This window comes from Brevibacterium sp. CBA3109, assembly GCF_040256645.1.
Taxonomy (GTDB): Bacteria; Actinomycetota; Actinomycetes; order Actinomycetales; family Brevibacteriaceae; genus Brevibacterium; species Brevibacterium koreense.
The window spans coordinates 401,335-426,276 of sequence record NZ_CP158281.1 but is presented as its reverse complement, the minus strand read 5'-3'; the positions used below and the strand labels follow the sequence as shown (position 1 = coordinate 426,276).

General features: G+C 57.8%; 19 protein-coding genes and 2 pseudogenes. 10 read left to right on the top strand and 11 right to left on the bottom strand.

What is annotated here, in order from left to right:
* Window positions 1–188: 188 nt before the first annotated feature.
* From AAFP32_RS01890 to AAFP32_RS01870, 5 genes are all read left to right on the top strand, one after another.
* A complete protein-coding gene (locus tag AAFP32_RS01890; protein ID WP_350271437.1) occupies window positions 189–407 on the top strand; it encodes a universal stress protein in 219 nt (72 codons plus the stop codon).
* 148 nt (window positions 408–555) lie between these two features.
* Window positions 556–1,851: an NAD(P)/FAD-dependent oxidoreductase gene (locus AAFP32_RS01885; RefSeq protein WP_350270393.1), complete on the top strand. Its 1,296-nt coding sequence runs from the start codon at window positions 556–558 to the stop codon at window positions 1,849–1,851.
* 64 nt (window positions 1,852–1,915) lie between these two features.
* Window positions 1,916–2,674 (top strand): BPL-N domain-containing protein, encoded by a 759-nt coding sequence (locus tag AAFP32_RS01880; RefSeq protein WP_350270392.1) that lies wholly within the window; start codon window positions 1,916–1,918, stop codon window positions 2,672–2,674.
* A gap of 239 nt (window positions 2,675–2,913) precedes the next feature.
* The gene (locus tag AAFP32_RS01875) at window positions 2,914–3,615 is read left to right on the top strand and encodes a YceI family protein (RefSeq protein WP_350270391.1); all 702 of its coding nucleotides are present in this window, start codon (window positions 2,914–2,916) and stop codon (window positions 3,613–3,615) included.
* Window positions 3,616–3,754: 139 nt separating this feature from the next.
* On the top strand, window positions 3,755–3,877 hold the full coding sequence (locus tag AAFP32_RS01870) for a hypothetical protein (RefSeq protein WP_350270390.1): 123 nt from the start codon (window positions 3,755–3,757) through the stop codon (window positions 3,875–3,877).
* A gap of 339 nt (window positions 3,878–4,216) precedes the next feature.
* Here the strand turns inward: AAFP32_RS01870 and AAFP32_RS01865 are convergent, their stop codons facing one another.
* From AAFP32_RS01865 to AAFP32_RS01840, 6 genes are all read right to left on the bottom strand, one after another.
* Complete coding sequence (locus AAFP32_RS01865; protein WP_350271436.1) at window positions 4,217–5,437, bottom strand: amidase; 1,221 nt, start codon at window positions 5,435–5,437, stop codon at window positions 4,217–4,219.
* Between the two features lie 26 nt (window positions 5,438–5,463).
* Window positions 5,464–6,228, bottom strand: coding sequence for an aspartate/glutamate racemase family protein (locus tag AAFP32_RS01860; RefSeq protein ID WP_350270389.1), 765 nt, complete (start codon window positions 6,226–6,228; stop codon window positions 5,464–5,466).
* A 4-nt stretch (window positions 6,229–6,232) separates the two neighbouring features.
* On the bottom strand, window positions 6,233–7,231 hold the full coding sequence (locus tag AAFP32_RS01855; protein WP_350270388.1) for a D-cysteine desulfhydrase: 999 nt from the start codon (window positions 7,229–7,231) through the stop codon (window positions 6,233–6,235).
* Between the two features lie 85 nt (window positions 7,232–7,316).
* Window positions 7,317–8,615, bottom strand: a complete 1,299-nt coding sequence (hisD, locus tag AAFP32_RS01850) for a histidinol dehydrogenase (RefSeq protein WP_350270387.1) — start codon at window positions 8,613–8,615, stop codon at window positions 7,317–7,319.
* Window positions 8,616–8,667: 52 nt separating this feature from the next.
* Window positions 8,668–9,897 carry a DegT/DnrJ/EryC1/StrS family aminotransferase gene (locus AAFP32_RS01845; protein ID WP_350270386.1) on the bottom strand — a complete coding sequence of 410 codons (1,230 nt, stop codon included), beginning with the start codon at window positions 9,895–9,897 and terminating at the stop codon, window positions 8,668–8,670.
* 43 nt (window positions 9,898–9,940) lie between these two features.
* Entirely contained in the window at window positions 9,941–11,413 is a 1,473-nt protein-coding gene (locus AAFP32_RS01840; protein ID WP_350270385.1) for a Na+/H+ antiporter NhaC family protein, read from the bottom strand.
* Between AAFP32_RS01840 and AAFP32_RS01835 the strand changes: the two genes are divergently transcribed.
* The 3 genes from AAFP32_RS01835 to AAFP32_RS01825 all read left to right on the top strand — a co-directional run bounded on the left by AAFP32_RS01835 (window position 11,412) and on the right by AAFP32_RS01825 (window position 14,565).
* Window positions 11,412–12,224 (top strand): GntR family transcriptional regulator, encoded by an 813-nt coding sequence (locus tag AAFP32_RS01835; protein WP_350270384.1) that lies wholly within the window; start codon window positions 11,412–11,414, stop codon window positions 12,222–12,224. The two genes, AAFP32_RS01840 and AAFP32_RS01835, sit on opposite strands and share 2 nt — an antisense overlap.
* Before the next feature lie 467 nt (window positions 12,225–12,691).
* Window positions 12,692–13,528 (top strand): hypothetical protein, encoded by an 837-nt coding sequence (locus AAFP32_RS01830; protein WP_350270383.1) that lies wholly within the window; start codon window positions 12,692–12,694, stop codon window positions 13,526–13,528.
* 113 nt (window positions 13,529–13,641) lie between these two features.
* Window positions 13,642–14,565, top strand: coding sequence for an LCP family protein (locus AAFP32_RS01825; RefSeq protein ID WP_350270382.1), 924 nt, complete (start codon window positions 13,642–13,644; stop codon window positions 14,563–14,565).
* Between the two features lie 14 nt (window positions 14,566–14,579).
* On the opposite strand, the gene AAFP32_RS01820 is transcribed toward AAFP32_RS01825, so the two are convergent.
* The 5 genes and pseudogenes from AAFP32_RS01820 to AAFP32_RS01800 form a co-directional block, all read right to left on the bottom strand.
* Entirely contained in the window at window positions 14,580–15,134 is a 555-nt protein-coding gene (locus tag AAFP32_RS01820) for a hypothetical protein (RefSeq protein ID WP_350270381.1), read from the bottom strand.
* 31 nt (window positions 15,135–15,165) lie between these two features.
* Window positions 15,166–15,690 (bottom strand): annotated as a pseudogene (locus AAFP32_RS16675) (IS1634 family transposase); the annotation flags it as partial.
* On the bottom strand, window positions 15,681–15,941 hold the full coding sequence (locus tag AAFP32_RS01810; protein WP_350270380.1) for a hypothetical protein: 261 nt from the start codon (window positions 15,939–15,941) through the stop codon (window positions 15,681–15,683). The gene AAFP32_RS01810 and the pseudogene AAFP32_RS16675, both read right to left, overlap by 10 nt.
* Window positions 15,942–16,489: 548 nt before the next feature.
* Complete coding sequence (locus AAFP32_RS01805) at window positions 16,490–17,293, bottom strand: glycosyltransferase family 32 protein (protein ID WP_350270379.1); 804 nt, start codon at window positions 17,291–17,293, stop codon at window positions 16,490–16,492.
* Between the two features lie 48 nt (window positions 17,294–17,341).
* Window positions 17,342–17,677: a CDP-glycerol glycerophosphotransferase family protein gene (locus tag AAFP32_RS01800; protein ID WP_350271435.1), complete on the bottom strand. Its 336-nt coding sequence runs from the start codon at window positions 17,675–17,677 to the stop codon at window positions 17,342–17,344.
* A 1,352-nt stretch (window positions 17,678–19,029) separates the two neighbouring features.
* On the opposite strand from AAFP32_RS01800, the gene AAFP32_RS01795 reads away from it, so the two are divergent.
* Window positions 19,030–22,701 carry a bifunctional glycosyltransferase/CDP-glycerol:glycerophosphate glycerophosphotransferase gene (locus AAFP32_RS01795; protein WP_350270378.1) on the top strand — a complete coding sequence of 1,224 codons (3,672 nt, stop codon included), beginning with the start codon at window positions 19,030–19,032 and terminating at the stop codon, window positions 22,699–22,701.
* 666 nt (window positions 22,702–23,367) lie between these two features.
* A pseudogene (locus AAFP32_RS01790) lies at window positions 23,368–24,797 on the top strand (integrase core domain-containing protein).
* Window positions 24,798–24,942: the final 145 nt, after the last annotated feature.

The window sequence follows — 24,942 nt, the reverse complement described above, 5'->3', positions numbered from 1 at the left end:
AAGTCTGTCAGCGATGATGAGAACGCGATAGACCCATCTACTCGACCGGGTATTCCAGCTGTGAATTCCTCGCAAGCACTGAAACGAAGCTCTGCCGCCATCGGACCTCGAAACGGCAGACGCGGCTTGGGGTGAGCCCGCAGCACTGAGGATCCGACGCGGCCGCCTTCGAGGACAAGGCCAAAGAACTGCAGGCAGACGCGATCATCAGGGCCTTCGACAACGGCTGTCCCGTGCCGGCTCGCCAACGGTTAACACATGGCCGTCCCGCCACCGAGCTCATCACAGTCAGCGAGAATGCCCAACTGTTGGTCCTGGGAACCCACGGCCACGGGGAGTTCGCCAGCCTCATCCTCGGCTCCGTCAGCCTCGAGTGCATCGCTCACGCTCATCCACCACAGTCTTGACCGTCCGCGCACAATGAGCAGCGACTTCGGCACGCCCGCTATGACCTGAGCTGGCGTTCTCGGTCTCGAAGCCCACAGCATTCCGATGACTCAATGTTCCACGGTGGCGCGACGCGTATGCTGGTGTCGAACCGAGAAGAGGAGAATCGTGGACGCCGACGTTGTAGTCGTGGGAGCAGGTCTCGCAGGCCTGCAGTGTGCCAGACGGTTGCAGCGCAACGGCTTGACTGTCCAGATCTGCGAATCGCGTGATGGGGTGGGCGGTCGTGTGCGCACCGATCGAATCGACGGCTTCCTCTGTGACCGCGGGTTTCAGCTGCTCAATCCTGCGTACCCCGCAGTGCGCGCCTTCATCGACGTCGCCTCACTGGACCTGCAGACCTTCGGCGCAGGAGTGATGGTCCGCAAGGGACAGCGTCTGACCACGCTGCGCGCATCCTTGAGTCGGCCTGGCGGCGAGTCATCGGTGTTGAGCTCTGGACTGATCAAACCGAAGGAGATCCGCGGACTTCTGAGGTGGCTCGGTCCGACTCTGCTGCGGCCATCGTCAGCCTCGCGGGCGACGCGGGACTCAACTCTGGCAGACTCTTTGGATGCTGTGGGAGTCACGGGAGCATTGCGCCGAGACGTCATCGACACGTTCCTGGCCGGTGTGCTGGCCGACAGTTCTGGCGCAAGCTCAGCGAACTATGCCCGCCTGCTGATGAGATCGTTCGTGCGCGCGATCCCCGGTCTGCCCAGTAAAGGCATGGCGGCTCTGCCCGAGCAGATGGCGGCTTCTCTCGGAGCGCCCGTGCGCGTGAACACCGCCGTGCGAGACCTTCGCGAGACCGACAATGGTGTGGAAGTCGACACCGACCGGGGACGGATACGGGCGCGTGTCGCTGTCACCGCAGTCGGTGCTGAGGATCTCGAGGAACTGACCGGCGAGAAGACTCCTCCTACACGCGGACTGACGACCTGGTGGTTCCAAGCTCCGGAACCTCCACTCGAGGATCCGCTGTTGGTGCTGGATGCCTCGGCTCCCCAGGGAGGCCCAAATGGGCCCGTCTGGCACACGGCAGTGGTCTCAAATGCAGCACCGAGCTACGCGCCTGCGGGATCGGCGCTCATTGAGGCGACGACGCTGCTCGATCGGCCCGACGGTCTGGCCGACGAACGGGAGATCCGGCAGCATCTCGAACGCATCTACGGCGCGTCGACGCGCCGGTGGCAGGTTCTGATCAATCATCGGCTTCCGCACGCACTGCCGGTCTCGACTCCCCCTCTGATCGACCGATCGGTGCAGCGGATCTCTGAGAGAATATTCGTCTGCGGCGACCACCGTGACACCGGCTCGATCCAAGGCGCTTTGGTCTCCGGTGATCGAGCCGGGCAGGGAATCGCCGGAATACTCGCCCCTGCCTCTCGTCGCTCCGACAACGAACCTAGTGCGAAACGATGATCGCAACCTGCGCAACTCCCCCATCTGTGTCCGAGGAGTCCGGGTATGCCCCGGGCCAAGCATCATGACCACCCCCATCCGACGGGCTGTTGCGGCCCTCCTGACCGGTCTCTTCACCGCGGCCGCCTCCGTGGGCTGCGCCGCCGCAGACACTTCAAGTCCGGATTCCCCGCTCGTGGCCGTGTACCGCGGTGAGGCCGCGTGCGACGGGTGCCCCGAGACAGTCGCACAACGGCTGAGAGCCTCGTTCGCCGACGCCGAGGTGGTCTTCATCGGTCGCGGTGAACGTCTGCCGCTGCAGGCCGATGCCCTTGCAGACGTGGACCTCTACGTCCAACCCGGTGGCGGGGATGACATCGACGCTGCCGCCGACGCGCTGCCCCCTCGATTCGTCGGGGGCCTTGAACAGTATGTTGCAGACGGCGGTCGTTACCTCGGTCTGTGTATGGGCGCCTACCTGGCGGGGCCGGTCGCCTTCGGCCTCGTCGAATCGGACCTCGACGGTGAGGTCGGCCGTCCCGAATTCCCAGTCACCGACAGCAGAGAGACCGTGGTCGACGTCGCGTGGGACGGTCATCATCGCCAGACTTTCTTCCAAGAGGGCGCAGTCCTTCCTCCACCCGAGGATCGCGCCGACGTGTTCGCGCGCTACGGCAACGGCGACATCGCCGCAGCACGCTACGACCACGGTGACGGTATGGCAGGTCTGGTCGGCCCGCACCCCGAGGCTGACCAGACCTGGCTGGACGAGGCGGGAATTGCCGATCCGGACGGAGACGACTGGAATTACGCCGTCCCCTTCGTCGCAGCACTGTTGGATTGACTTCGATACGAGGGCGAAAATCGAGTCTGCGGCGGGTGATCTCTGAATCGGACGGTCGGCGGTCGACGTCAGCGCCGCCATCGCCTCACCAGCCCGCACCGAGGTGGCACACACCCGACCGCCCGTGTAAGACTACGTAGGCGATTGCTCATTCAATGATCACTTGATCAGCGAATGAGCACACCGACTACGACAGCCTCCCCTACAGGAGCGCGGAGGAACCGAAGGAGCTATCCCCCATGACAGAAACTCCTGGGATCACAGGTCATTGGGACATCGATTCCTCACATTCTCGACTGGGATTCTCCACACGCCACGCCATGGTCTCGCGTGTGCGCGGAGCGTTCAATGATGTGTCCGGATCGGCCGACATCGCCGACGATCTTGCCGACTCGACCGCCGAGGTCATCATCCAGACCGCGAGCATCGACACCCGCAGTGAGGGTCGCGACGAGCACCTGCGTTCGGCAGACTTCTTCGATGTGGAGACCTACCCGGAGATCCGTTTCGTGTCCTCCGCCATCGATGAGGTCGACGAAGACTCCTACATCGTCACTGGTGAACTGACGATCCGCGACATGACGAAGACCGTCTCCGTTCCGCTCGAGCTCATCGGCATCGAGACCGACCCCTTCGGCAACCTGCGCGCCGGCCTCGAGGGCTCGCGTCGCATCGACCGCAAGGACTGGGGCGTGACCTGGAATACGACGCTCGATTCCGGTGGCGTCCTCGTCAGCGACAAGATCACGCTCGAGTTCGAGCTCTCCCTGATCAAGAACCTCGCCGAGGCGGCCCCGGCCGCTGAGTCGGCCGGTAAGGAATTCCCTCCCCCGCCGCCGGTCAAGCCCGCTGACAAGCCGGCGGAGACGGCCCCGGAGGCCCACCAGCCGGATGCCCAGTCGTCCGGAAACAGCTTGGGAAAGCTCTTCGGCCTCCGCTGAGCCCAGCAGCGCAGTGCTGTGACCGTTCGGTCATGGTCGTCGCGGCACCAGTGGGCGTAAGACGCTTCTTGCGCACCAAGACGGAGCCCAGCGCCTGCGCGGTCTCTCGCAGGATCGCAATCGGAAACGTCTGATCTTCATGGTTGGCCTGACCGATCCACCAGTCGGCAATGCCGGTCCGCTGTGCAAGCTCGGCGACCACGACCAGCTTGAGCTCTCCCGCAGATGCGAGCTCCGTGCCTTCAACGGCAACCTCGAGTAGAATGCGCTACGACTTGGTAGCCGAGGCACCTCGTCGGCAGTGCGCACCTCAAGACCTCGCTCGGCGGGACAGGCGAGCGCACGCCGCAGACCGGATGAACCGCATCGCTCTCCCACAACTGTTCGATGAGCGGGCACAGACCCGGTGGCGGCGGTGGTGGTCAGACATCATGTGTTGTGCCCAGGTGTCTAGTTGCCGTCTCAGACGGTTGTTGAAGGTGGTCGCCAGGGTATCCCTCGTTGACTATGTCGTAGCACAGGCATGTGGGCGCCGAGACGGCATAGTGTCCAGCGCTGATGCCCACTCGCGATACCGGGGTCACATGGTTCGGCAACAGTCTCATCGAGCAAAGAAGTTGTCGGCAAACTCAAGTAGGTCCAGGTCAGTTTCAGGCTTGGCGACGATTTGGACGGAAGAGTAGACCCCCTGACCGAAAGGTACAGTGATCGCTGGCCATCCCAACGTACTGATCGGTTGAGTGTACCGGACGCTGTCTTCAGCTGCGTTGGCCGAAGGCAGATCTGACCATCTGAGTTCCGGACCCGCCACGCTCGGGATGATGAGGAAATCGAGGTCGTCCCATACCGCAAGAGCGTCCTGTCTCAAGATCTCCAGATCGTGCTGAGCCTGCTGATAAGCACTAACATCGACTTCTGACCCGGTTCTGAGTTTCGCTCGAACACCGGGCTGATATCTCTCTTCGGACGTGACGAGATTGTCGCGATGGATCTCTGCAGCTTCATAGTCGCGAATAATGGGAAACAGTTCGCGAGCGCGATCGAAGAGGCTCCGCAACCAGGTGGCCTTCGGGCCCGTGGCCGTGTCAGGGGCGAATCGCAGGGCAGAGTCCACAGTCTGAAGAGGCGCCGCGGCTTCGTCGAAGAGCTGAACATCGATTCGCAGCGGACTCTGCGACGTGATGTGACGATCCTGCGCATTGGATGTTTCCTGCCGAAGCAGAGTTTGAAGCGCGTATCGCATGACCTCAAACGATGAGGAGAATAGCCCGACCGTGTCGAAGCTTGGTGCCAACGGGAAAATACCGTCTGTCGCCACCATGCCCAGAGTCGGCTTGAAGCCGAGGACTTCGCAGTAAGCCGCGGGAACTCGTGTGGATCCTGCAGTGTCGGTACCTACAGCCAGGTCAACAGCGCCGGCTGCCACGAGCGCGGCGGAACCGGATGATGATCCGCCGGTGATTCTTCGCCGATCGCGTGGGTTGAGGGTGCGGCCGAAGGCTGATTCGTCTCCGAGGATCCCGTAGGAGTATTCCTGACAGTTCGTCTTCGCGACAGTCATAGCACCTGAGACTTCGAGAGCTTCTACGACGGAAGCTGTTTGTGAGGCCGGGTTCGGGTCGTGGACTTGCGATCCCATTGTGGTGACACTGCCGGCGACGTCGATGACATCTTTGACCGCGAGACTCACGCCCTCGAGCCTTCGGCTGCAGTGGGACCAGGGTGAGGACGAGCGACTGTCGGACCCGAGGCGTCGAGCACGGGCCTCAGTCAGCGATGTCACTGCGTTCAAGTCTTCGCCAACCTCGCGGACGCGTTCCATCAGGGCGTCAATTTTTGCCGATTCCATTATTGACCGACCGTCGTCGAGGTTGGCGGGGTGACGTCCTCCCTTGACTCAGGGGGCCGTTGGGCGGCGGCGACGGTATGTCGCGCGAGTTCGGCTGCTGGATCGATGACGTTGAGGGACAACGGCTGCTGCAGGGTCTCGATGAGAGCTGAAAGTTCGGTGCATCCGGCGATGACGGTGGTGGCTCCGGCCGCGCCGAGGGCGTCGACGATTCCATGCAGGTGAGCCCCAACGGTGACCGGATTGGCTCCGCTCTTGACCTGATGGACTGCCTCCATAAGCTGCACCTGAGCGCCTGAGTCTGGCAGCACGAAGGTGCGGCCGGCGTCGGTCAAAGCCTCCTGGTAGATTCCCGCACGCAACGCGGCATCGGTGGCCAGCACACCGACAGGGGTGCTGCGATCGTCCGGGAGCGCGGTCAGAGTGGCCGTGATGATGCTGATGAATTGCATCGGACGCTCGGCAAATACCGAGTCAAGGTACGGGTGCACAGTGTTGCAGGGAACGACTACGATCTCGGCACCGCAGCGTTCAAGCTGATCAGCGCCGAACTCAAGTGCCGGTGTCGGATCTTGCCCACCAGACAGGAGGGCGTCTTGTCGGCTCGGGATCGTCGGATCGGCCCACATGACCACCCGGACATGGTCTTGGTCGATGGTGGCCGGTGTTGCAGCGATGAGCTTGCGGTAGAAGTCTGCTGTGGCTGCCGGCCCCATCCCGCCCAGTATTCCGACCAGGCGGGATGGGTGTGCATTCTGGGTCATGTGATCAGCCCAGGACTTCGTCACGGTAGGCGTAGATGGCGGGTGATCCGCCGGTGTGGACGAAGAGGACATCGCTGTCGGCGTCGAAGGCACCTTCCTTGACCATCCCGATCAGGCCGGCAGCAGTCTTGCCGGTGTAGACCGGATCAAGCAGGATTCCTTCTGTTCGCGCGAAGAGCTGGATCGCCTCGGTCATCTCGGTTGTCGGCAGTGAATAGCCGGGCCCGACGAATTCGTCGCGGACGACGACGTCGGAGGCGCTGACGTCTTGACGTGCACCGGCGAGTTCGGAGGCGGCGTTGGCGAGGTTGCGGATCTTCTCTTCCTGCGGTGCCTTTTCGGCCCGAACGCTGATTCCTGTCATGGCAATGCCGGCCTGGTTGCCGACCAGTCCCGCCACAAGGCCGGCGTGGGTGCCACCGGATCCGCTCGAGGACACGATGTGATCGAGTTCGAGGCCTGATTCGAAGCACTGCGCAAGAATCTCTTCAGCGCAGGCGACATAACCCAGCGCACCCAAAGCGTTCGACCCTCCGCCGGGGATGATGTACGGTGTCCGTCCTTCACTGCGGGCCTCTTCAGCCATCTGTTCCATCCCAGCAGCCAGATCGGTGCCGCCTGCTACCGGTCGCATGGTCTCTGCACCGAGGAGATGGTAGAGAAGGTTGTTGCCGCTGGCGTCGACGTTGTACGAGCCTTCGACACGTTCTTCGAGCAGCAGTCGGCACTTGAGTCCTTCCTTGACCGCGGCTGACAGCGTCAGACGGCAGTGGTTGGACTGGACGGCACCTGTGGTGATGATGGTGTCGGCACCTTTCGCGAGTGCGTCGGCCATGAGGAACTCAAGTTTGCGGGTCTTGTTGCCGCCGGAGGTCAGTCCCAGCAGGTCATCGCGTTTGATGTGAATGCGGGGACCGTTGAGTGCCTCGGACAGGTTGGGGAGGAATTCGATGGGCGTCTGCCCTTCTGTGTAACGGCGACGTGCAATATGTGTGAGGTTCATGGTCCTTCTTTCTTTGAGTGCGACGAATTTTCGTCAGTGCGGTTGAGACTCCGTGCCAGTGGCGCGGAGGGATCGGAGAGTCCCCTCATGGAGTGGAGTCAAGGGGCTGATCGGGGAAGTACTTCTGCAGGCGCACATCGGCGGCCAGGGCGTGACCTTCCATGCCCTCTGTTCGGGAGATGCGTGCTGCGACGCGCCCGACGCGTTCGTTGGCTTTCTGAGTCATGCGCTGATAGGTCACCGTTTTCACGAATTTCCCGGCCCACAGTCCCCCGGTGTAGCGCGCACCGCCAAGGGTGGGCAGGATGTGGTTGGGGCCGGAAGTTTTGTCGCCGTAGGTCACAGTCGTCTCTTCGCCGAGGAAGAGTGACCCATAGTTGCGTAGACGGTGGAGCCACCAGTCAAGGTCGGCAGCATGGACTTGCAGGTGTTCGTTTGCATATTCGTCGGCCAACCTCGCTGCTTCTTCGCGTGAGTCGACGACGGCGATTTCGCCGAGATGATCCCATGCTGTCTGGGCCACCGAGTCTGCGGGGAGCTGGTCAAGAGCCTGTGGGATGAGCTCGAGGACGCGATCAGCGACAGTCCGTGAGGTGGAGATGAGGATGGTTTGGGATTCGATACCATGCTCGGCCTGGCTGATGAGATCGACGGCGACCAGCCAGGGGTCAGCGGTGTCGTCGGCGATGACGAGAGACTCGGTGGGGCCGGCGACGACGTCGATGCCGACTTCTCCGTAAAGGAGGCGTTTGGCTTCAGCGACGAATCGGTTGCCCGGCCCTGCCAAGAAGCTCACGGGCTCCCCGGTGAAGTGACCGAATGCCATTGCACCGATGGCTTGGACTCCTCCAAGGCTGAGGATCGAATCCGCACCGGCCTGCGCCAACGCATACAGAGTGGCAGGATGAATGCCTTCCCCGTCACGAGAGGGTGAGCTGGCCGTGACGTGACGGACGCCGGCGGCTTTGGCTGTGATGACGCTCATCGCCGCCGAGGCGAGGTGGGCGAACCGGCCTCCTGGCACGTAGCAGCCAGCGGCATCGATCGGGATCTGTCGCTGCCCCACGACGAGACCGGGGTGTGTTTCGACTTCGAACTCTGTCAGCGTCGCCCGCTGCTTTTCGGCGAAGGCTCGCACTTGGGACTGGGCGAAGAGGATGTCATCTTTGAGTGTTGTGGACAGGCTGCGCTCGGCGCGAGCGATTTCCTGCTCGTCGACGACGAAGGATTCGGGATTCCAGGAATCGAGACTCTCCGACAGGCGTCGGGTGGCTGCTTCTCCCTCCGAGCGCATCTGGTCGAGCATGTCTTCAACGATGCGAGTTGTTTCGGTGGCGTCGGGGCGTGCGCTGGGCTTTGCGCGTTTGAGGTAGTGGGTAGTCATAGTGGCTCCTTCAACTGTGAGTGCGGACCGGCGACGAGGACGAAGGATGTCTTCATTCTTGGTGAGTGGCGTTATGGACGGCTGCGGCGATGATTGTCGCGATCTGGCGGCAGTGATCGGCTGTCATCGATGGCGGTATCCGCATATCGCAGAGGCTGCGCAGGATCTCCTCGGTGCGCGGTGCTTGCCCTGATGGTGTGATGTACTTCCATTGGGCAGGGCGGCTGGTGAAACCTTCCATCCGTTCTTGGCCGAACCATTTGAGATCGAGTTTGTGTGAGCGACAGAAGTCGATGATTGCGGCGATCTGCCCTGAGTCGAGGCTCGGCAGTCTCAATTGCAGTGAGCTTCCGACGAACTCTTCACGTGGATCGCGTTCGATGACTTCGACACCGTCGATTGCGGACAGTTCCGCAGCGAGACGTTCGTAGGCGTGGTTCATCTTCCGAATGCGCTCATCGAGTTCGTCGAGTTGAGGCAGTGCCACTGTGGCAGCGAGGGCGGAGAGGCGCAGGCTGAAGTTCGGGGTCACCGCGCGCCACTTTTCGAAGGCTTCCTCGTCGGGGCGGGCTGCATGCTGGGGGTAGAGCATGTAGCTGCCCGAGAGGATGATCGCCTGAGCCGCGAGATCAGCATCATCGGTGACGATGATGCCACCTTCACCGGCGTTGATGTGTTTGAACGTCTGCAGGCTGAAGCAGCCCGCGACACCGAAGCTGCCTGTGGGACGACCTGCCCAGTTCGCACCGAGGGTATGGGCGCAATCCTCGATGACGTTGATGCCGTGGCGCGTGGCAATAGTCATTACCTCGTCCAGGTTCGAGATGTGTCCGCGCATGTGCGATAGCAGAAGAGTCTTCGCCCCCGTCGCTGCGGCCTGCCGTTCGAGGTCATCAAGGTCGATCATGCATCGGTGATCGATTTCGACGATGACTGGTACGCCGCCGGCATGGGCAATCGCTCCAGGCACTGGCGCCAGGGTGAACCCATTGACGAGAACGTGGTCCCCTGGGGCAACTCCGCTGGCGCGCAGAGCCAGGAACAGTGCGGCACCGCAGGAGTTGACACCGATGGCGTAGCGGCGACCGATCGCTGTGGCGAACTTCTGTTCGAGGTCGGCGGCCGGGCTCAATTGTCCTGGTGCCGTTTCGCCGTAGCGGAAGAGGCGGCCGCTTCGCATGAGATCAAGAGCTTTCGCGATTCCGGCTTCGGGGATCGGTTCAGGGCTGGTGAGATCGAGATCGAGCGTCGGCACTGCGGCCTGGTCATCGGTCGGGGTCATCGTCGCTCCTTTCGGACTTCGCATTTGTCATGAATGAGACTGATCAGATGGTCGGGACTTCAGTCGACTTGGTCGCATATCGACGATTCCATCCGGTGATGATCGAGACGATGAGCACGATGATGAGAGTCCACGCATACGGGTTGAGTGCGGCAGAACCGATCGAGATTTCAGGTATGGAGTACTTCTGCGCAGTGGCCAGGGCTGTCGCGTACCAGATGATTACCGCATTGTGCCAGGGAAGCATGTAGAACACAGTGTTCGCGCTGCAGTCCATGAGGTTGGCAATGCGCGCTGGGGCAAGATTGTGTCGAAGACCCAAAGGCCGCCCGATGGTCGGACCGACAAGAAGAATGGCGGGTGCGTTCGCCCCGAGGGGCACGGTGAAGAGCATCGTGATCCCGGCAATTGCGAACTCCGCGCTGCGCACACCTCGTGTGGCGTGGACTTCCAGGCGCTTGAGAACGCTGGTCATGAAACCGCTGTCCGTGAGCACCTGAGCCAGAGCCAAGATGAAGAGCACTAGCACGATCGCTCCAGTGATATCGGCGATACCGTCCTGGATGAGTCCGGTCGACTCCTCACGGGTGGCAGGGATGGAGAAGATGTCGGAGAAGTGGAGCAACCCGGTCGAGACACCGATGACGATGCTGGTCAGGCTTCCCCACATGAGGGCGATTATGATGTGGTGGCGTTTCATCGCGAGGACGATCACGACGATGAATGGGATGAGCATGAGCAGACCGAGCGGATTGGCATCGACATCGATCTGGTTCGCTGAAGCATCCCCGCCGCCACCGAAGATCGCAAGAATCACGATCGTGACTCCAGCTGAGATGAGAGCCAGAGGTAGCCGCGATTTGACGACATCGGCCATCGTCGCTTTGGCGGTATAGGACGAACTGATTGTTGTGTCGGAGATCGGCGCGATATTGTCCCCGAAAGCACCGCCCGCGAGGATGCCGACCGCCAACATCGTAGGGTCAGCACCAAGTGCCACGCCAGTTGGATAGAGCACAGGGACGAGCGAGAGAGCAGCGCCGACACTGCTGCCGGTTCCGGCAGCAAAGATGCACGACAGCACAAACGCCAAAACAGTGAACAGGGCGCCTTCGAGCCCGATGTTGACACCGAGCCACAGCAAACCGTTGACAAGACCGCCGCCGGCGAGAAGGCTGCCGAAGACTCCGGCGAAGATGTAGGCGGTGATGATCACTGCGCCGGTGTTGTCCGAGAGACCGCGAATGATCGAGTTGGCGAATGCCCGTGGTGTGCGGCTGAGAATCAAACCGACAACAAGTGCGACCCAACCTCCGACCCAGAAACTTGACAGACTCGCTCGCTCTGTCGCCGAGAGCAGCACGAGCACGCCGACGAAGACGACGGCCGGAACGAGAACGGTGACTGGTCCGCCGAACATACGAATGGTCGGGGCCACCTGATCAGCAGGAGACTCGACTGTCGGCGCGGTCGAGGGTGACGATTCTGACGCTGCGCCTTCGGAGCGTTGGCTCATGGGACATCCCATCTTAGAAGTGATTTTTAATCAAAAATTAGATTGTCATCAGTTTTCGCTCTTGTCAAGGTATTATCGTGTCGATATGTCGACCATTTCAGAAAGTTCCAGCGATCCTGGAGGGCGCACGCCGGTGCGCGGAGACAGTCTCGTCTCTGTCGCCTACGCCCAGATACGAGAGCGCATCCTCTCTGGGCGACTTGCCCCCGGAGAGAGAGTGACGGTTCGCCCCCTCTCAGACGAACTCGACCTGTCCCCCACGCCGATTCGAACAGCCCTGACTGCTCTCGAACGCCAAGGACTGCTGGAAGCCCGAGACCATCGGGGCTTCTTCGTGCCCGAACTCGGGGCAGAGGATTTCGAAGAGATCTATGAGCTGCGCGAAGTGCTTGAAGGCGTCGCGTCGAGGCATGCTGCTCTATCGGCATCACGAATAGAGCTGGGTGCAAAGTTGCGAAATCTCCTGGCTGCCCAAAAGACGGCCATCCAAGACCAGGCCATCGATCGATATGGGGATCTCGACGTCGATTTTCATCGCGAGATCTGGCATGCCTCGGGTCGCTCTCGTTTGGCGAGCGTAGCGGACAACCTTTTCGGCCAGATGAGGGTCGGAAACAATATTTCCGCCCATGTCCCCGGCCGGCCTGAAGCCTCTCTTAATGAGCATGTGGAAATCATCGAAGCCATCGAATCCGGCGACGCCTCCCGCGCTGAGAACGCAGTTCGCGAACATATTCGATCAGCTAGTCAGGCATTGCTCGGATCGATTACTTCCGACAACTCAGTTGAGAAAGCAGCATCGCTGGATTGACATCGATAAGCGGCGGAGCGAGCCTCCGGGCGGAGTGTGTTTGAGTACGCACTCTCTAATGCCCCCGCAGCGGGAGCGACGCTTACCCCGTCAAACCTCTCGCCAAACATTATCTAAGCCCTTCATCTAGTCGAAGAGCTTTCGGTCGACGGCCCCGGAGACCAAGCAGCCGGATGCTCAACCGTCCGGAAACGGCTTGGGAAAGCTCTTCGGCCTCCGCTGAACCCAGAACATGACTCGACCGAGCAGCCCATAGCTGCTCGGTCGAGTTTTATGTGCCGAAAAATTACTGCACAGGGAACATAGTCACTCTCATTCCAACGAATTGATAACCCTTGCCTTGGTCCTCCGCCGGAGGCAATCTCATGCGTGATTGAACGGTTACGATAAGGCGTCTGCTTCGGTCAGAGTCGAATCGAGGTCCCGTGAAGCATCGCTCATCTCTACTGAGGTACTTGCCGTGGCAAATGAACACCAGACGCACCTTTGCCGCGATGGTCTTGATCCTTGCTCTCGTCGCACTTTCAGGTTGCTCAGCGTTCGGGGAGCAGTCAAAGAATGATGATTCGACAGGCTCAACTTCCAACCCGGCTGAGGACGTCAGCCCCGCAGCAGTAGCCGAACCAGCGCCTGAAGCAGTTGTCGAGGATCTGGACCCGTACTCGGCGGAGGAAGAAGAGCTCGTTTACTACGGTGAAGTGCTCGCCTATCGCTACGGAATCGACGTAGAACCGGATGAATGGCTGTCGCTCGCAGACAAGGAATGCGACTCGTATTCTGAGGCTGGTAGCACTCGCGTCTATGGTCCGAGGTCTGCCGACACCCTCGCCGACGATCCGCGATCAAGGCTTCTGCTCGAAACCTTCGTCTTCATGGTGAACGGTTCATTCTGGTGCGGCATCGACGATTACGGCGAGAGTTTCAAAAGGTACGGGTCTGAAGCTGAGCTGATCTCATTGGCTTTTCTCGAAACTGTCAATGCCACCGGTCCTGTCCACCCGCCGGTTGCGGACTTCTCGGACTACTACGACAATCAGCTGTTCATAATTCGATATGAGTTCGACACACCGCCGGACCCTGACATGTCAGGTCCAACGATGCCGGACGTTCCCGACCCGTATGAAAGCTCAGACCCGGTTGAGGACGAAGCACCCGGGTACGGCAGTTCCGACCCCGACTACCCATACCCGGGTCCGTATAACGAGTATGAAGGGAATGCTGGCGGACCAACCCAGTGCAACGACGGCACCGTTTCCAATTCGTCCGGCCAGGGGACCTGCAGTTGGCACGGAGGAGAGCGCTGAAAGTTCCTCTCGACGTACGTATCCCGCGGGTGAAATCGGTACACGAGCCGATCTCACCCGCGGCTACTATTGAGACCAGCACCAAATGACCGGACAGAGGAAGTAGGACTGCCATGGCCAAGCTGACGAAGATGGTTTCGGCCATCGGTTCTCTCAAGGACCTCAACTCCGCCCGCGCCGAGTTCGATGACGCATCGAAGACCATTCCCGCCGAGGCTGCTTTCCCACCCGCAGACATCCGTCCCACCGCGGACGAATCCCGCACCCTGATGCTTCGGGTGACGAATCCCGGAAACCCCGCCGAGGCAACCGAACAGCTATCGAGCCACGGTGACACTTTCGCTGTCATCCATGTTCCCGCCGCCGGCGACTTCGCTGCCGTGCTCGTGCTCAATCCCTCCACTCAGATCGAGGCCGGTCAGACGTTCGGCACCATCGCCGACGAGGGCGGATGGCCGGTCGTCGTCGCCATGGTCGAGGAGTTCCTCGGCATCCGCATCGATCACATCGCACAGCTGGAGGCAGACGCGCTGGGTCGCGTGATCGATGAACTCGGCGGTCTCCAGGCCTACAGCCGCACGGCGTTCAACGCCGACGGCACCGACTTCGTCGAGGGGACGAACAACCTCGACGGAGCGACATCGGCAATCTTCACCGCGGCAGACCCGGTCGATGATGCCGGCCAGACGCGAACCCGCAATCAACGCACGGTCGTACGTGCGCTCGTTCAGGGGCTCAAGTCAGGCGGGCTGGTCAAAGATCCCAACAAAGGCGCGGCGGTGCTTGGACATTTCGCGTTGGACATTCAGCACAACGCCGAGCTGACCACGAGTGAGCTCGTCAAGATCGCCAATGGCCTCCGCACCCTGCAGACGGACGACATCGCCGTGGTCACCGTGCCCACGAACTCCCGTCGCGAGGACGACGGCACGGTCATCATCAATTTCGACCCCGAAGCAGTACCGGTTCTCAAGAACGTTTTGGCCAGCAACGAGCTCGCCGACTTCTTCCGCTACCTCGTCTCACTGGGATATTAGAAGATCACGTCGATCTATCCGCGCAGAGACGCCCCTGGTACAGCCGCTACACTGGTCGTCGCATAACCCAGGTCGAGGGTTCCTCGTCGCTCCCAGTATTCAGCTGCAGAATCCAAGAGAGTGATGAAGCAGCGAGATGCTCTGTACCATGACTCGGTTGTCACCGTGCGCAGAGACCGGACGCCCAGACGGACTCGGTCGCCTGGCAGAAGCCCGTACACGGCCCAGTAGCTGGTGTCCGAGTCGAATCCGATCTTGTGGGCGACAAGAGTCTGACCATTCACCACGACCTCAAAGCGCATATAGTCAGTGCCTCTCGAGTTGACGTAGTTGCTGCGCAGGCTGAAAGTGAGAACGCTCGAGCTCTCGTCCGACCATGTCATTTCTCGTCTGGCGAATGCTCCGACTCCGAGCTCTTCTGCTGGAATCTTGAATTCGCCCCGCGGACAGTCGATCGTGTGATTGTTGGATTCCATCGACAGTGGCCCGGCCGACAGGGGATGGTCCTGGTTGTTGCCTGCTCGTCCGATCCAGGGTGGAGCCGCGGCTGCTTGTGACCTGAGTTGCACAACTTTTGTTACCCACCGCTGACAGCCGAATTTACGACTCTTCCAGCGCCTGGAGCATGTTCTCGACGGCCCTAGGTACTTCCGGTGTGAACGTGATGTCCTGCCCACCGACGCGCCCGGTGAACTCCCGCAATGGCCGCAGACTCGTGATGATCCTCTTCAACGACGCCCCAGTCGCGGCCTGCATGAACCTCGATACGGCCAATGCTGTGAACACGACCGTCAAGTGCGCCTCAATCGCATCCCTGGTCCGGTGAAAGATCGGCCTGGCTCTCAAGTCGGTCTTCGACATCCGAAAGGACTGCTCGACCTGCCACAGGTCGTGATAGCTGCCGATGACCTCGGTCGCTGGCATAGTCCCGACGGGAATGTTCGTCACGTAGCCTTTGAACCCCGTCAGCTTCATCGCCCGCTCATACGCCTTCTCGTCGAAGGCTTTCTCCTCGTCCGTGATTTTCCCGAACCGGGCGCTCTTCGCCGGCTTGTCCCCATCGATGATTGCCAGTGCGCGGTTGCGCCGCAGGTTCAGCGTCTGCTCATCACGCATCACCCTCTTGGGGACTTCACGACTGCCGATGCCACTCGTGGTTTGTCGGCAATATCGAAGTCGAGTGTGGCCTGTCCGGGGTCGCGCAGTTTGGCTTTGCCGGCCTCGACGAGAGCGGCGAGGTCTTCGGGTGTGTGGGCTGGCCCGAGGTGCTCGACGATCCGGTACTTCCCGCCAGTCTTATCAGCGATCTGTACGGCTGTGGCGCCCGACGCGGTGGGGCCCGACGCGGTGGGGCCCTTGCGCACGAATGGGCTCATTGCACCATGATAAGGCTCAAATTAGTTACCCAAATCCGAAACAAGCAACCTCCTGACCAGGAGGAATATGCTCCGTGGCCCCGAAAACCTCATCTACTTGTGCAAGTCAGATCAAAAATTCAAAGTCCAAGTGGGCACGACAGACGACGACACAATCAGTTACTCAACTGACGTACGGGGCCAAGCTGGCAGTAGCTTCAGTATAAGCCCCCCGCCTTCAAGCTCATTGCATCGACCGCCGTCAGCAGCACAGGTCACCGGAGAAACGAATGAGGGATCGGCGGAGTCCACGGACACTCATACGCACAACTGCTAAATCCTTTCAATCTAAACGGCTCCAGTCGGCGAACCCTGGGCTACAGACGTAGACGATCACTACCGAAAAATACATCCAAATCCACCTCCAAGGAATCGGACCCATGAAGATGAACTCGGCATAGGTCGAAGTGCGAGAGGCCACAGAACGACCGAAACATCACGAGAACCTTGTTGCTTTCAATCAACGCAAACAGAAGTATACGAACGAGCCTCTACACTTCACAGATTGGTCAAAGTGTCTCGTATCGGTCCACTGCATTCAGTACGTAATTGGTACCGACATTGCCATCGCCCGCACGTGCCCTTTCCATAGCCCATTGTGCCAGCTCGACGTGTTCCGACATCTCAACAGCGACGGACGACCACTTCGGATCCCGTTCAAGACCGCGGATAAAACAACGGCCAATCAAAGTATCCGAGCTAAGGATGTCAGAGCGAGTCATATCCCCGTACGTCTTAAAGAACATCTTGTTGTAAAGCTGCATGACCACGGTCTCCGGCTTCAACACCTGATCTGGCTCTAATGCTTCGACGAACTTCGCCGTCTCCGTGTAGTGCGTCGGCGCACAAATGGTGTGAGCAATATGCGTGTACGAAATCTCCTTCGCCAATGGCCACAGTAAATCGTAACCAATCCCTGACCAGCGCTGAGAAAGACCGCTATCAAGTCTAGAGTCCATCTCCTTTTTCCACCGAAGAATCAGTTGATGTCCGGGCTCGGCAGCAATCAGCCCGATGCTCGGCTGAAACGACTTCCAACCGTAAAATACAGCCCCCGACAATGGAAGCAAATCAGTAATAAGTGACAGTGGCCGCAAAGCGATTGTGTCGATGTCCATCCACATCCCACCATGACGGGCTAACACCGCACCACGAATATAATCCGCGCGATGAGCTACCTCGGGTATGTCGAAAAAGTCGGCACGCAAATCCGGAACGAAATCTCTAACGTTATCCCGGTCCAGCAAGACCACATTCCACTCCCCAGCCTGAGCTTCTATGGTTTCACTACAGAGTCTAATATAGTCGGGCATCGAGTCAGAATACACATTTTCCCAATACAGCCATATATTGTTCATTTTTTACCCTTCCAACTCCGGAGTTTCAATGAGGCCCGAGTATCTATTCACGAACCTCGCAGCACTCACACCGTCGACCATCGGTGCGAACCGCGAAAGGAAACTAACGTATCTTTCAACATGGTCGACATTTCCATTCTTGTTTGACTTAATCCATGCAGTAGTGTCATCTGTTCGACTAAAAATTGAACCCAAAGCATCGTCTACAAAGTCGAAGTAGAATCCACGCGTCTCGTTCCCATACTGGGAGAGGTCTGGCGCAACGAACGCAATCGGCTTCCCCGTCACAAGCGAACGCGCTCCGACTACAGCGCCTCGCCCTACCGTCGACACGGGCATCACCAGTACATCAACGCCCACCCAAACATGGTCTCCAATTTTCTTTCACAGATTTAGTTTAGACTTGCTGAGTCCATTACCAGCTCGGAGGTCACATATTGGACGCGAATCGTTCGCGCGCATCGCAACGCCTTTCCAAATCAAAATATCGGATCCAATATAGATCCGGGTCTATTCTCCACAGTTACATACCCATCGGGCCCCCAATAGAGACCATTATCCAGTATGATTTTGCAACCGAAGCCCGCGTTCATTCGCTCACGCAACATCGCCACATTTCCGAATCATATTTCAGAGCCATGTCTGCGGAAACCAAACGCGCCTCGGATTAACACACTATCATCAAAGAGTGAGGCGTTGTTTCTATCAATAAACTCAATTATAGATGGACCGAGAAACCTCAACATCCCAACCATATGGTTTCCAAACTGTTTGCTCCAAGGGACGATTTGGGTTCCCGACAAAACCGAACTCAAAACTACTATCCCATCTAAAGACTTCTCACAAAACAACAAAGACATTTGCGTGCTAACCGAGAGCATCGCCCCAGGGCAGGCGATTCGATTATACCGTAGATATCACCCGAGCCTTGGGCAATCAGCCAAATCCATTCTTCCACCCTGCACACGAGGACTGGCACCAGATTCTCGCAGTATACGTCTAGCCGAGATTGAATTTAGCGAACTGGCCCAAAGCGCTTGACGCCGGCGCACAGAGGCAGCGGCCTACACCGCACAAGCGTAGCCGGGTTCACTCCTCAAAATCGATGGACCCTTGCGATCCTTTCAAGCCGTTGACCCACATCGCTGCGGTCCCAAAGACCACAAACGTTGGAACTCAGTCGCCGACTGGCTCCGGCCTCTTATCTACCAAGAAGTACCGCAGCTAGCTGTCCTCTTGCGCCTCTTCCTGACCAGCGAAGCCTGGCAGGTCTAAACAAGGACCAGTCCATCACCCACAAAGACGAAGAGACAGAGGAAAGAGTGGGATAGATTAAATTTTCCTCTATTCAGCTTGATTCAAATCAATACGCTCGGTCGCCTGGTCAGCGAGCCTGAGCCCTGAAAACCACCATAAACAGCGAGTAAGTAACGTAGTCATGATTCACGTGTTTACATTTCTAGCATGTAGATATTTTATTCACAAACTGTCACAACTATTGCAGTTCCAAATAGACGGTCCCGGTTTTCCGTGACGCATACGACCCAATCAACCTTGCATACAATATCCCTATTAGTGCTCATTCTTGACATCGTCGGATTCGTTTAGAATCGTCCGCCACTGCTACAATCGCCTCTTGCCAGGCCGTTGGTGGGGCCTGTAGTTCAAACCTGCACGGGAGCAAAACGAGAATGACAACCAAAACCAACATCGCACGAGCTATGCGGAAGCTCGGGCTCAGTTCAGTTGTGGACTCCACGGCGTTCAGGCAGAAGGTCGGCGCTCCCGTGTATAAGCATCACCAACACGAACAGGCTGAACCAACTCCGGATTCACGCAATCTCAGGCCAGTTCTGGCAGTGGTAGTACCAGCCTTCAATGTAGAAAATTATTTGCGCGAGTGCTTGAATTCCGTGCTCGGTCAGTCATATTCGAACCTTGACGTTCTCATCGTGAACGATGGTTCCACAGACTCGACGGGTGCTATCGCCGACGAATATGCTAGAAATCACAAACGTGTTCGAGTAATTCATCAACAAAATGCTGGGCTTGGTGCCGCCCGCAATGCAGGACTGACTCACTCCACTAGTCAGTTCATAACATTCGTCGACTCTGATGACACCGTTCCTCCAGGCACTTATGAACGCGCGATGACTACGTTGGCCGGAACAGGATCGGATGTATGTATTGCGTCTGTCTCTCGATTCGACAGCCGGAACAAGTGGCTTCCCTTCTGGGTGCACCTTGCTCATGATGAAGAACGCCTCGCTATTAGAGGAACAGACTTTCCGCCAATCATGTGGGACGTGTTCGCCTGGAATAAAGTGTATCGCCGCAGCTCCTGGGACCGCCTGGTTGGACATTTTCCAGAGGGAACACTCTACGAAGACCAGGAATGTACCGCAAAGCTGTTCGTCGGAGGGGCCAAGCTCGACGTCCTGAAGGAGGTCGGCTACAACTGGCGACTGCGCGAAGACAATTCCTCTATAACTCAGCAGAAGACGAGTGTTTCAGATCTTAGACAGCGGCTAGACGTCGCGTTTAAGGTCAGGGAGGTAATCAGCGATTCCGACGAATCGTTCTTGCGATACTGGTATGCAAAGACTCTTGGCGAAGACCTTTATTACTATATTCGCGAAGTGCCCCGCGCCGATAACGAGTTCTTTGATGTGCTCGCAGAGGGAGTTTCGAGACTGTGGAACGATGCCCCGGATTTGGCGTTTGACGCGATCGATCCGATTCGTCGCATCTTGGCATATTACGTGGCGCACAGGGGCCGCGCTGATCTGAGTCGTCTACTAGTACGCCTCGAACAAACCAAGAATGCTTACAAGGGGCGGATAGAAGGTGACGACCTTAGGTTTTCCGTTGAGGATGAAGCGGGTGAAATCTTCGATATTCCCTCAAACCTACAGTCGGTTCCTTTGGACATCCTCAAACCACGCGTTGAGCTGGTTTCGTACTTCGCGAGCCCTAATGGTGACGTGAGATTTAATGGAATTGGATTCATTCCAAACTTTGATGTTCAATATGGATATTCTGCTGATCTGTTCGACCCTGAGACTGAAGAGATTGTAGCCACTCTCGAAGTACACAGCGTAAACGACCCGGTACCACAACGGCTGTCAGACGCGTACAACAGCTACCACGGTTCGCAGTTCGCGCTGAAAATCCCACACTATGTCGTTGACGAAGTAGCGCAGCATCTAGAATCCTCACAAGGGTCGAATCTTCAACTTAGACTTCATCTTCATCTGGCCAAATTCAGTTGGACTGATGCTTCGATAGTGCGCAGTCAGTATTCAGCAGCTGCTTATCCAGTGGCGTCGGATCTTACCAACCGTGGTGCTCGAATTGCAATACAGGGAGATCCGCGCAAACAGACTGAAATAGTGGTCCTAAAGCCCAAGTTCGTTGCCAAGGAAATCCGTATTGACGAAAATAGCCTGCACGTGAAGGTCGATCAGTGGTCGGTGGACTTGCCTACCTTCCCTTCAGCGCCCGCGAAGACCGGGCTGTACCTATCTTTGTCACAAGGGTCGACTGAGATCGCTCGAAGTGAGGCAACTAACGATGGAAATGCTCTAAGCTTCGAACTTGCGTTACCGCGAGGACCGCTTTCACTGTCGCGCAATCTTCACGAGCTCCAGTTACAGGTGGCTTCCTCCTCCGGAATGCGGTGGGCGCTTGCAATCAATCGTTCACAGACAGAACGACGACGGGACCGAGATTTCACTGTCGGAACAACAGGTTTTGGATATGCCGTTATTAACAGAGCCCATCAAGTGGCTACTGCCGACAAGATTGAGTTTTCCACAGAAGGCACAAGTGTTCGCGTAACAGGAACATTCACGATCGACACGGACGTTGCCCGTGCAGTTACGCCAACGTTCGCCCTTGTTGGCGCCAGGCAGATCATCCATCCAAAGCGGACTAGTGTAGATCACGCTTCACGTACTTTCGACGTAGAGTTTTCTCTCGTCGGTGCCGGGGGAAAGCAGTTGCCTGCTTGGGACCGCTATGTCCTTCAATTGCTCCTCGCAGCTGGAAAGTCGCACCCTGCATCGGCCTGGGTTTCAGCTTCTTACGAGCTAGAAGATTCGGCACCTAACCAAATTGTCACTCCTGTGAGCTTGATCACCGTGAATGCCATCGGCACTAGCCGCTCGGTGCGTATCGATGTTGACCAACCACTCGACCCAGACACCGAGTCCGGAATCTGGAACAAAGCGCAGAATTCAAAGGTATTCCTGTCTGCCAGTCGAAGTCTGGACCCGTCAGCGGTACTGTTCGAGAGCTTTTCAGGCAGTGCAGTTGCAGACTCACCACTGGCTCTTGACGGAGAAATCAGGCAACGCAGGCCCGACATTAAGCGCTATTGGACTGTACAGAATCCGCTCACCCCGGTTCCAAAAGGAGCCGTTCCAGTAGTTTTCGGTAGTCGCGAATGGTTCAACGTTGCCAGTTCAGCCAAGGTGCTTATCAACAATAATAATTTTCCCTACTTCTTTCACAAGCATCCAGACCAGTTCTATATTCAGACTTGGCACGGTACGCCACTCAAGAGAATTGGTAACCATGTTCCTCCTAAGAACCTGTCGCTCAGCTACAGGCAGCTGATGCGCCGAGAGGCAGAAGATTACTGGGACTTGCTACTCGCTCAATCAGAGTGGGCCGGAGACACTCTAAAAGACGCTTTCGGCTACGAGGGGGACGTTTTAGCAACCGGTTACCCGCGAAATGATGCGTTGGCAAATGCTGCTCAGCTTAAGGCTTCCCGAGACGCGACCAGAAAGAAGCTGGGGATCAATCCCGGACAACGCACAATTCTGTATGCACCGACTTGGCGTGACAACCTCAAGGAGTCTTCAGGACACTACAGCGCTGTCGATTTTCTCGGAGTCAAGTCCGCAGCAAAGAAGTTGGGAAAATCGTCTATTATCCTCTACCGAGGACATGCCAATTCATTGAATGCCGCGGCTCAACGTTTAGGAGAATCTGCTCTTGATGTTAGTCTTTATCCAAATGTCAACGATCTGATAGCAGCGTCCGATGTTCTCCTGACAGACTATTCTTCGATTATGTTTGACTATGTCGTTACAGGTAAGCCAATAGTATTCCTTTGCCCCGATTTGGACATCTATCGCGATTCGGTCAGAGGATTCTACTTCGACTTCGAAGCAGCCTCACCTGGCCCAATTGTAAAGTCGGCCGCAGAAGCCGTGGAAATACTAAAGGCAGATCGACAGTTCTCTGTTGATTCCACAGAACGATACTATAATTTTGTAGAACGTTTCGCCAGCCTTGACGATGGATATTCCTCAATGAGAGTGATCCAAGAAATTCTGCAGAATTTCGATTGAGACTATTTTAGCTGCTTTTAGAAGATCGTAAGCCATAGTCTGCCTATAGGTCATTCGGTATTTAGATTTGAATGCAGTCTGACTTATTTGGCCGACCCCATTCGTTCAGAAGCGCTCTATGGTTTTCGTCCATGGGCGAAAAGACTTCCTCAGATAGTTGCCCTGTTGATTGCTGGTAATGGTTATTGGCTTGGAACGCAGAATCAATCTGGATTCGCGTGCCTCTGAACCTGTCTACGCGTCGGTAACCTGCAGCGCTAACTGGAATATACGTACCGACGCGCGACATTGCGAACAACGCGTTGCAACGTCCGTATGAGCACTGTCTTGGCGCCGCGCGACGGGCGTTGACCACGGATCAAGGTTCCCGATGGCCACACGACACGTGTCGAACCCGCGATAGAGCGAAGCACCTGGCGGATTGCGACGTGCTTACCCACGATGTTCGTGTAAAGGCGATCTGGATGGCCAGTGCGGTGCCTCTATGTTATAAATCAAATGGCATTTCCGGTACTTACATAGCTGCTACCACTTCGTTACACAGGTGCTACCGAAAGGCGCTTCCTGTCCTGTCTCAACAGATCGTGGACACACGATCTCATGACATCGGAGACACTATGTCTCCTGCCATCGTGGACACTGGCAGCGTCGTGGTAGCCGGAGAGAATGACGAACTCTCTGACACCCCAGATCCGAGCAGCCATCATCAACTACGACCCGACGCAGCCGAACGCGCTGTCCGTCACCGAGTTCTGCCGCGCCCACAAAATCTCACGTAGTGCCTTCTATAAGATCCGCACCCGCAGCCAACAAGAATCAACCGCGGCGCTGCATCCCCGGTCGCGAGCTCCGAAACAACCCGCCCGGCGATACGGTCGCCAGGTCGTCAATGAACTCGTCCGAATCCGCAAGCAACTCAAAGCCGACGGATGGGACTATGGCCCCCGCACGATCTACTACGAGGCCGCAATCTCCGAGACGTTCCCGGCCACGACGATCCCGTCGCCGGCGACGATCGCCCGCCTACTGGCCAGCGTCGGCCACGTCGATGCCTCACCGAAGAAGCGCCCCAAATCGTCCTACATCCCTTTCATCCGCGCCACCGCAATGTCGTTATGCAACTTGATGCCTTCGAATACGACCTGACCGATGGTCAGACGGTGACGATCTATCAGCTCCTCGATGACTCCACCCGGTTCGACGTCGGCACGACCGCTCATATTCGTGCTGAGAACAGTACGGACGCCAAATCGGTGCTCGCTGACGCGATCGCTGCTCATGGTGCCCCGCAGGAGGTCCTATCGGACAATTCCTCGGCGTTCAACCAACTTCGGCAGGGCACGATCGGAGCCGTGGAAGTGTTCCTCGCCTCACATGGAACAATGCCCATCAGCGGCCTGCCAGGCAAGCCGACGACGCAGGGCAAGAACGAACGCTCCCACCAGACACTAGTGCGTTTCCTCGACGCGAACCGGGCCGCAACGGTCGAGCAGCTGCGGCAGATTATTCGGCGTTTCCGTGATCAGTACAACTCGCGTCGGCCGCACCAATCGCTCAACGATGCCACGCTGTCTCAAGCATGGAACCTCGTCGAGCACACTCCGGCCACCGAACCGATTCCGATGGCTGTTCTTGAGGCGAAAGCACGAGAATATCTACAGGCCCGTTTGCAGCGGCAGAATCAGCTCAACCGTGCTGGGCTGACGATCACGAAGAATGGACATGTCCTCCCGGTCACCGCTTCGGATAGGCAGCGTTCTGATCAGTCGGTGGTAACCGTCACGCGAGCGAACCGGCAAGTGTACTATCACGGCTATCACGTGTCGCTGCCGTCGACTTTTGCTGATCGGCAGTTTTATCGCACGATCACCGATGAGATATTCTTGCTCACGGACATGGGTACCGGTGAGATTGTGTTCTCCTTCCCCTTGCCGATGGTCGCTCTCGGCGTACGAGGACGCTTCATTTCTTCCTATGCGATCAGTGGAGTCTAGGTCGCGAATCCGACGAAGCAATGGCGCATAAAATACGAACAGTATGTTGAAGAGTTCGCCTCGCGTGGTGAGGATATGCCCGACGTATTCATGCTCCGGTAGATGAACTCGATTCCGCATCCGCTCCCTCCTCAGCGGAGGGAGCGGTAGTTGTGTACAAAGCTCTGAGATCAGTTGTCCCCGATGTGGTGAGGTTGCGTGTCCACGACGTTGCGAGGTTACACACCGAAAGGCGCTTCCGTACACT

Coding starts and splice junctions, on each gene's coding strand:
- AAFP32_RS01860 (WP_350270389.1), bottom strand. CDS start 6,228: ATGACCCAGAATGCACACCCATCCCGCCTGGTCGGAATACTGGGCGGG.
- AAFP32_RS01840 (WP_350270385.1), bottom strand. CDS start 11,413: ATGAGCCAACGCTCCGAAGGCGCAGCGTCAGAATCGTCACCCTCGACC.
- AAFP32_RS01865 (WP_350271436.1), bottom strand. CDS start 5,437: ATGGAACGCGTCCGCGAGGTTGGCGAAGACTTGAACGCAGTGACATCG.
- AAFP32_RS01800 (WP_350271435.1), bottom strand. CDS start 17,677: ATGCCCGTGTCGACGGTAGGGCGAGGCGCTGTAGTCGGAGCGCGTTCG.
- AAFP32_RS01795 (WP_350270378.1), top strand. CDS start 19,030: ATGACAACCAAAACCAACATCGCACGAGCTATGCGGAAGCTCGGGCTC.
- AAFP32_RS01855 (WP_350270388.1), bottom strand. CDS start 7,231: ATGAACCTCACACATATTGCACGTCGCCGTTACACAGAAGGGCAGACG.
- AAFP32_RS01845 (WP_350270386.1), bottom strand. CDS start 9,897: ATGACCCCGACCGATGACCAGGCCGCAGTGCCGACGCTCGATCTCGAT.
- AAFP32_RS01880 (WP_350270392.1), top strand. CDS start 1,916: ATGACCACCCCCATCCGACGGGCTGTTGCGGCCCTCCTGACCGGTCTC.
- AAFP32_RS01825 (WP_350270382.1), top strand. CDS start 13,642: ATGGCCAAGCTGACGAAGATGGTTTCGGCCATCGGTTCTCTCAAGGAC.
- AAFP32_RS01835 (WP_350270384.1), top strand. CDS start 11,412: ATGGGACATCCCATCTTAGAAGTGATTTTTAATCAAAAATTAGATTGT.
- AAFP32_RS01830 (WP_350270383.1), top strand. CDS start 12,692: ATGAACACCAGACGCACCTTTGCCGCGATGGTCTTGATCCTTGCTCTC.
- AAFP32_RS01870 (WP_350270390.1), top strand. CDS start 3,755: ATGGTTGGCCTGACCGATCCACCAGTCGGCAATGCCGGTCCGCTGTGC.
- AAFP32_RS01805 (WP_350270379.1), bottom strand. CDS start 17,293: ATGCCCGACTATATTAGACTCTGTAGTGAAACCATAGAAGCTCAGGCT.
- hisD (WP_350270387.1), bottom strand. CDS start 8,615: ATGACTACCCACTACCTCAAACGCGCAAAGCCCAGCGCACGCCCCGAC.
- AAFP32_RS01810 (WP_350270380.1), bottom strand. CDS start 15,941: ATGAGCCCATTCGTGCGCAAGGGCCCCACCGCGTCGGGCCCCACCGCG.
- AAFP32_RS01875 (WP_350270391.1), top strand. CDS start 2,914: ATGACAGAAACTCCTGGGATCACAGGTCATTGGGACATCGATTCCTCA.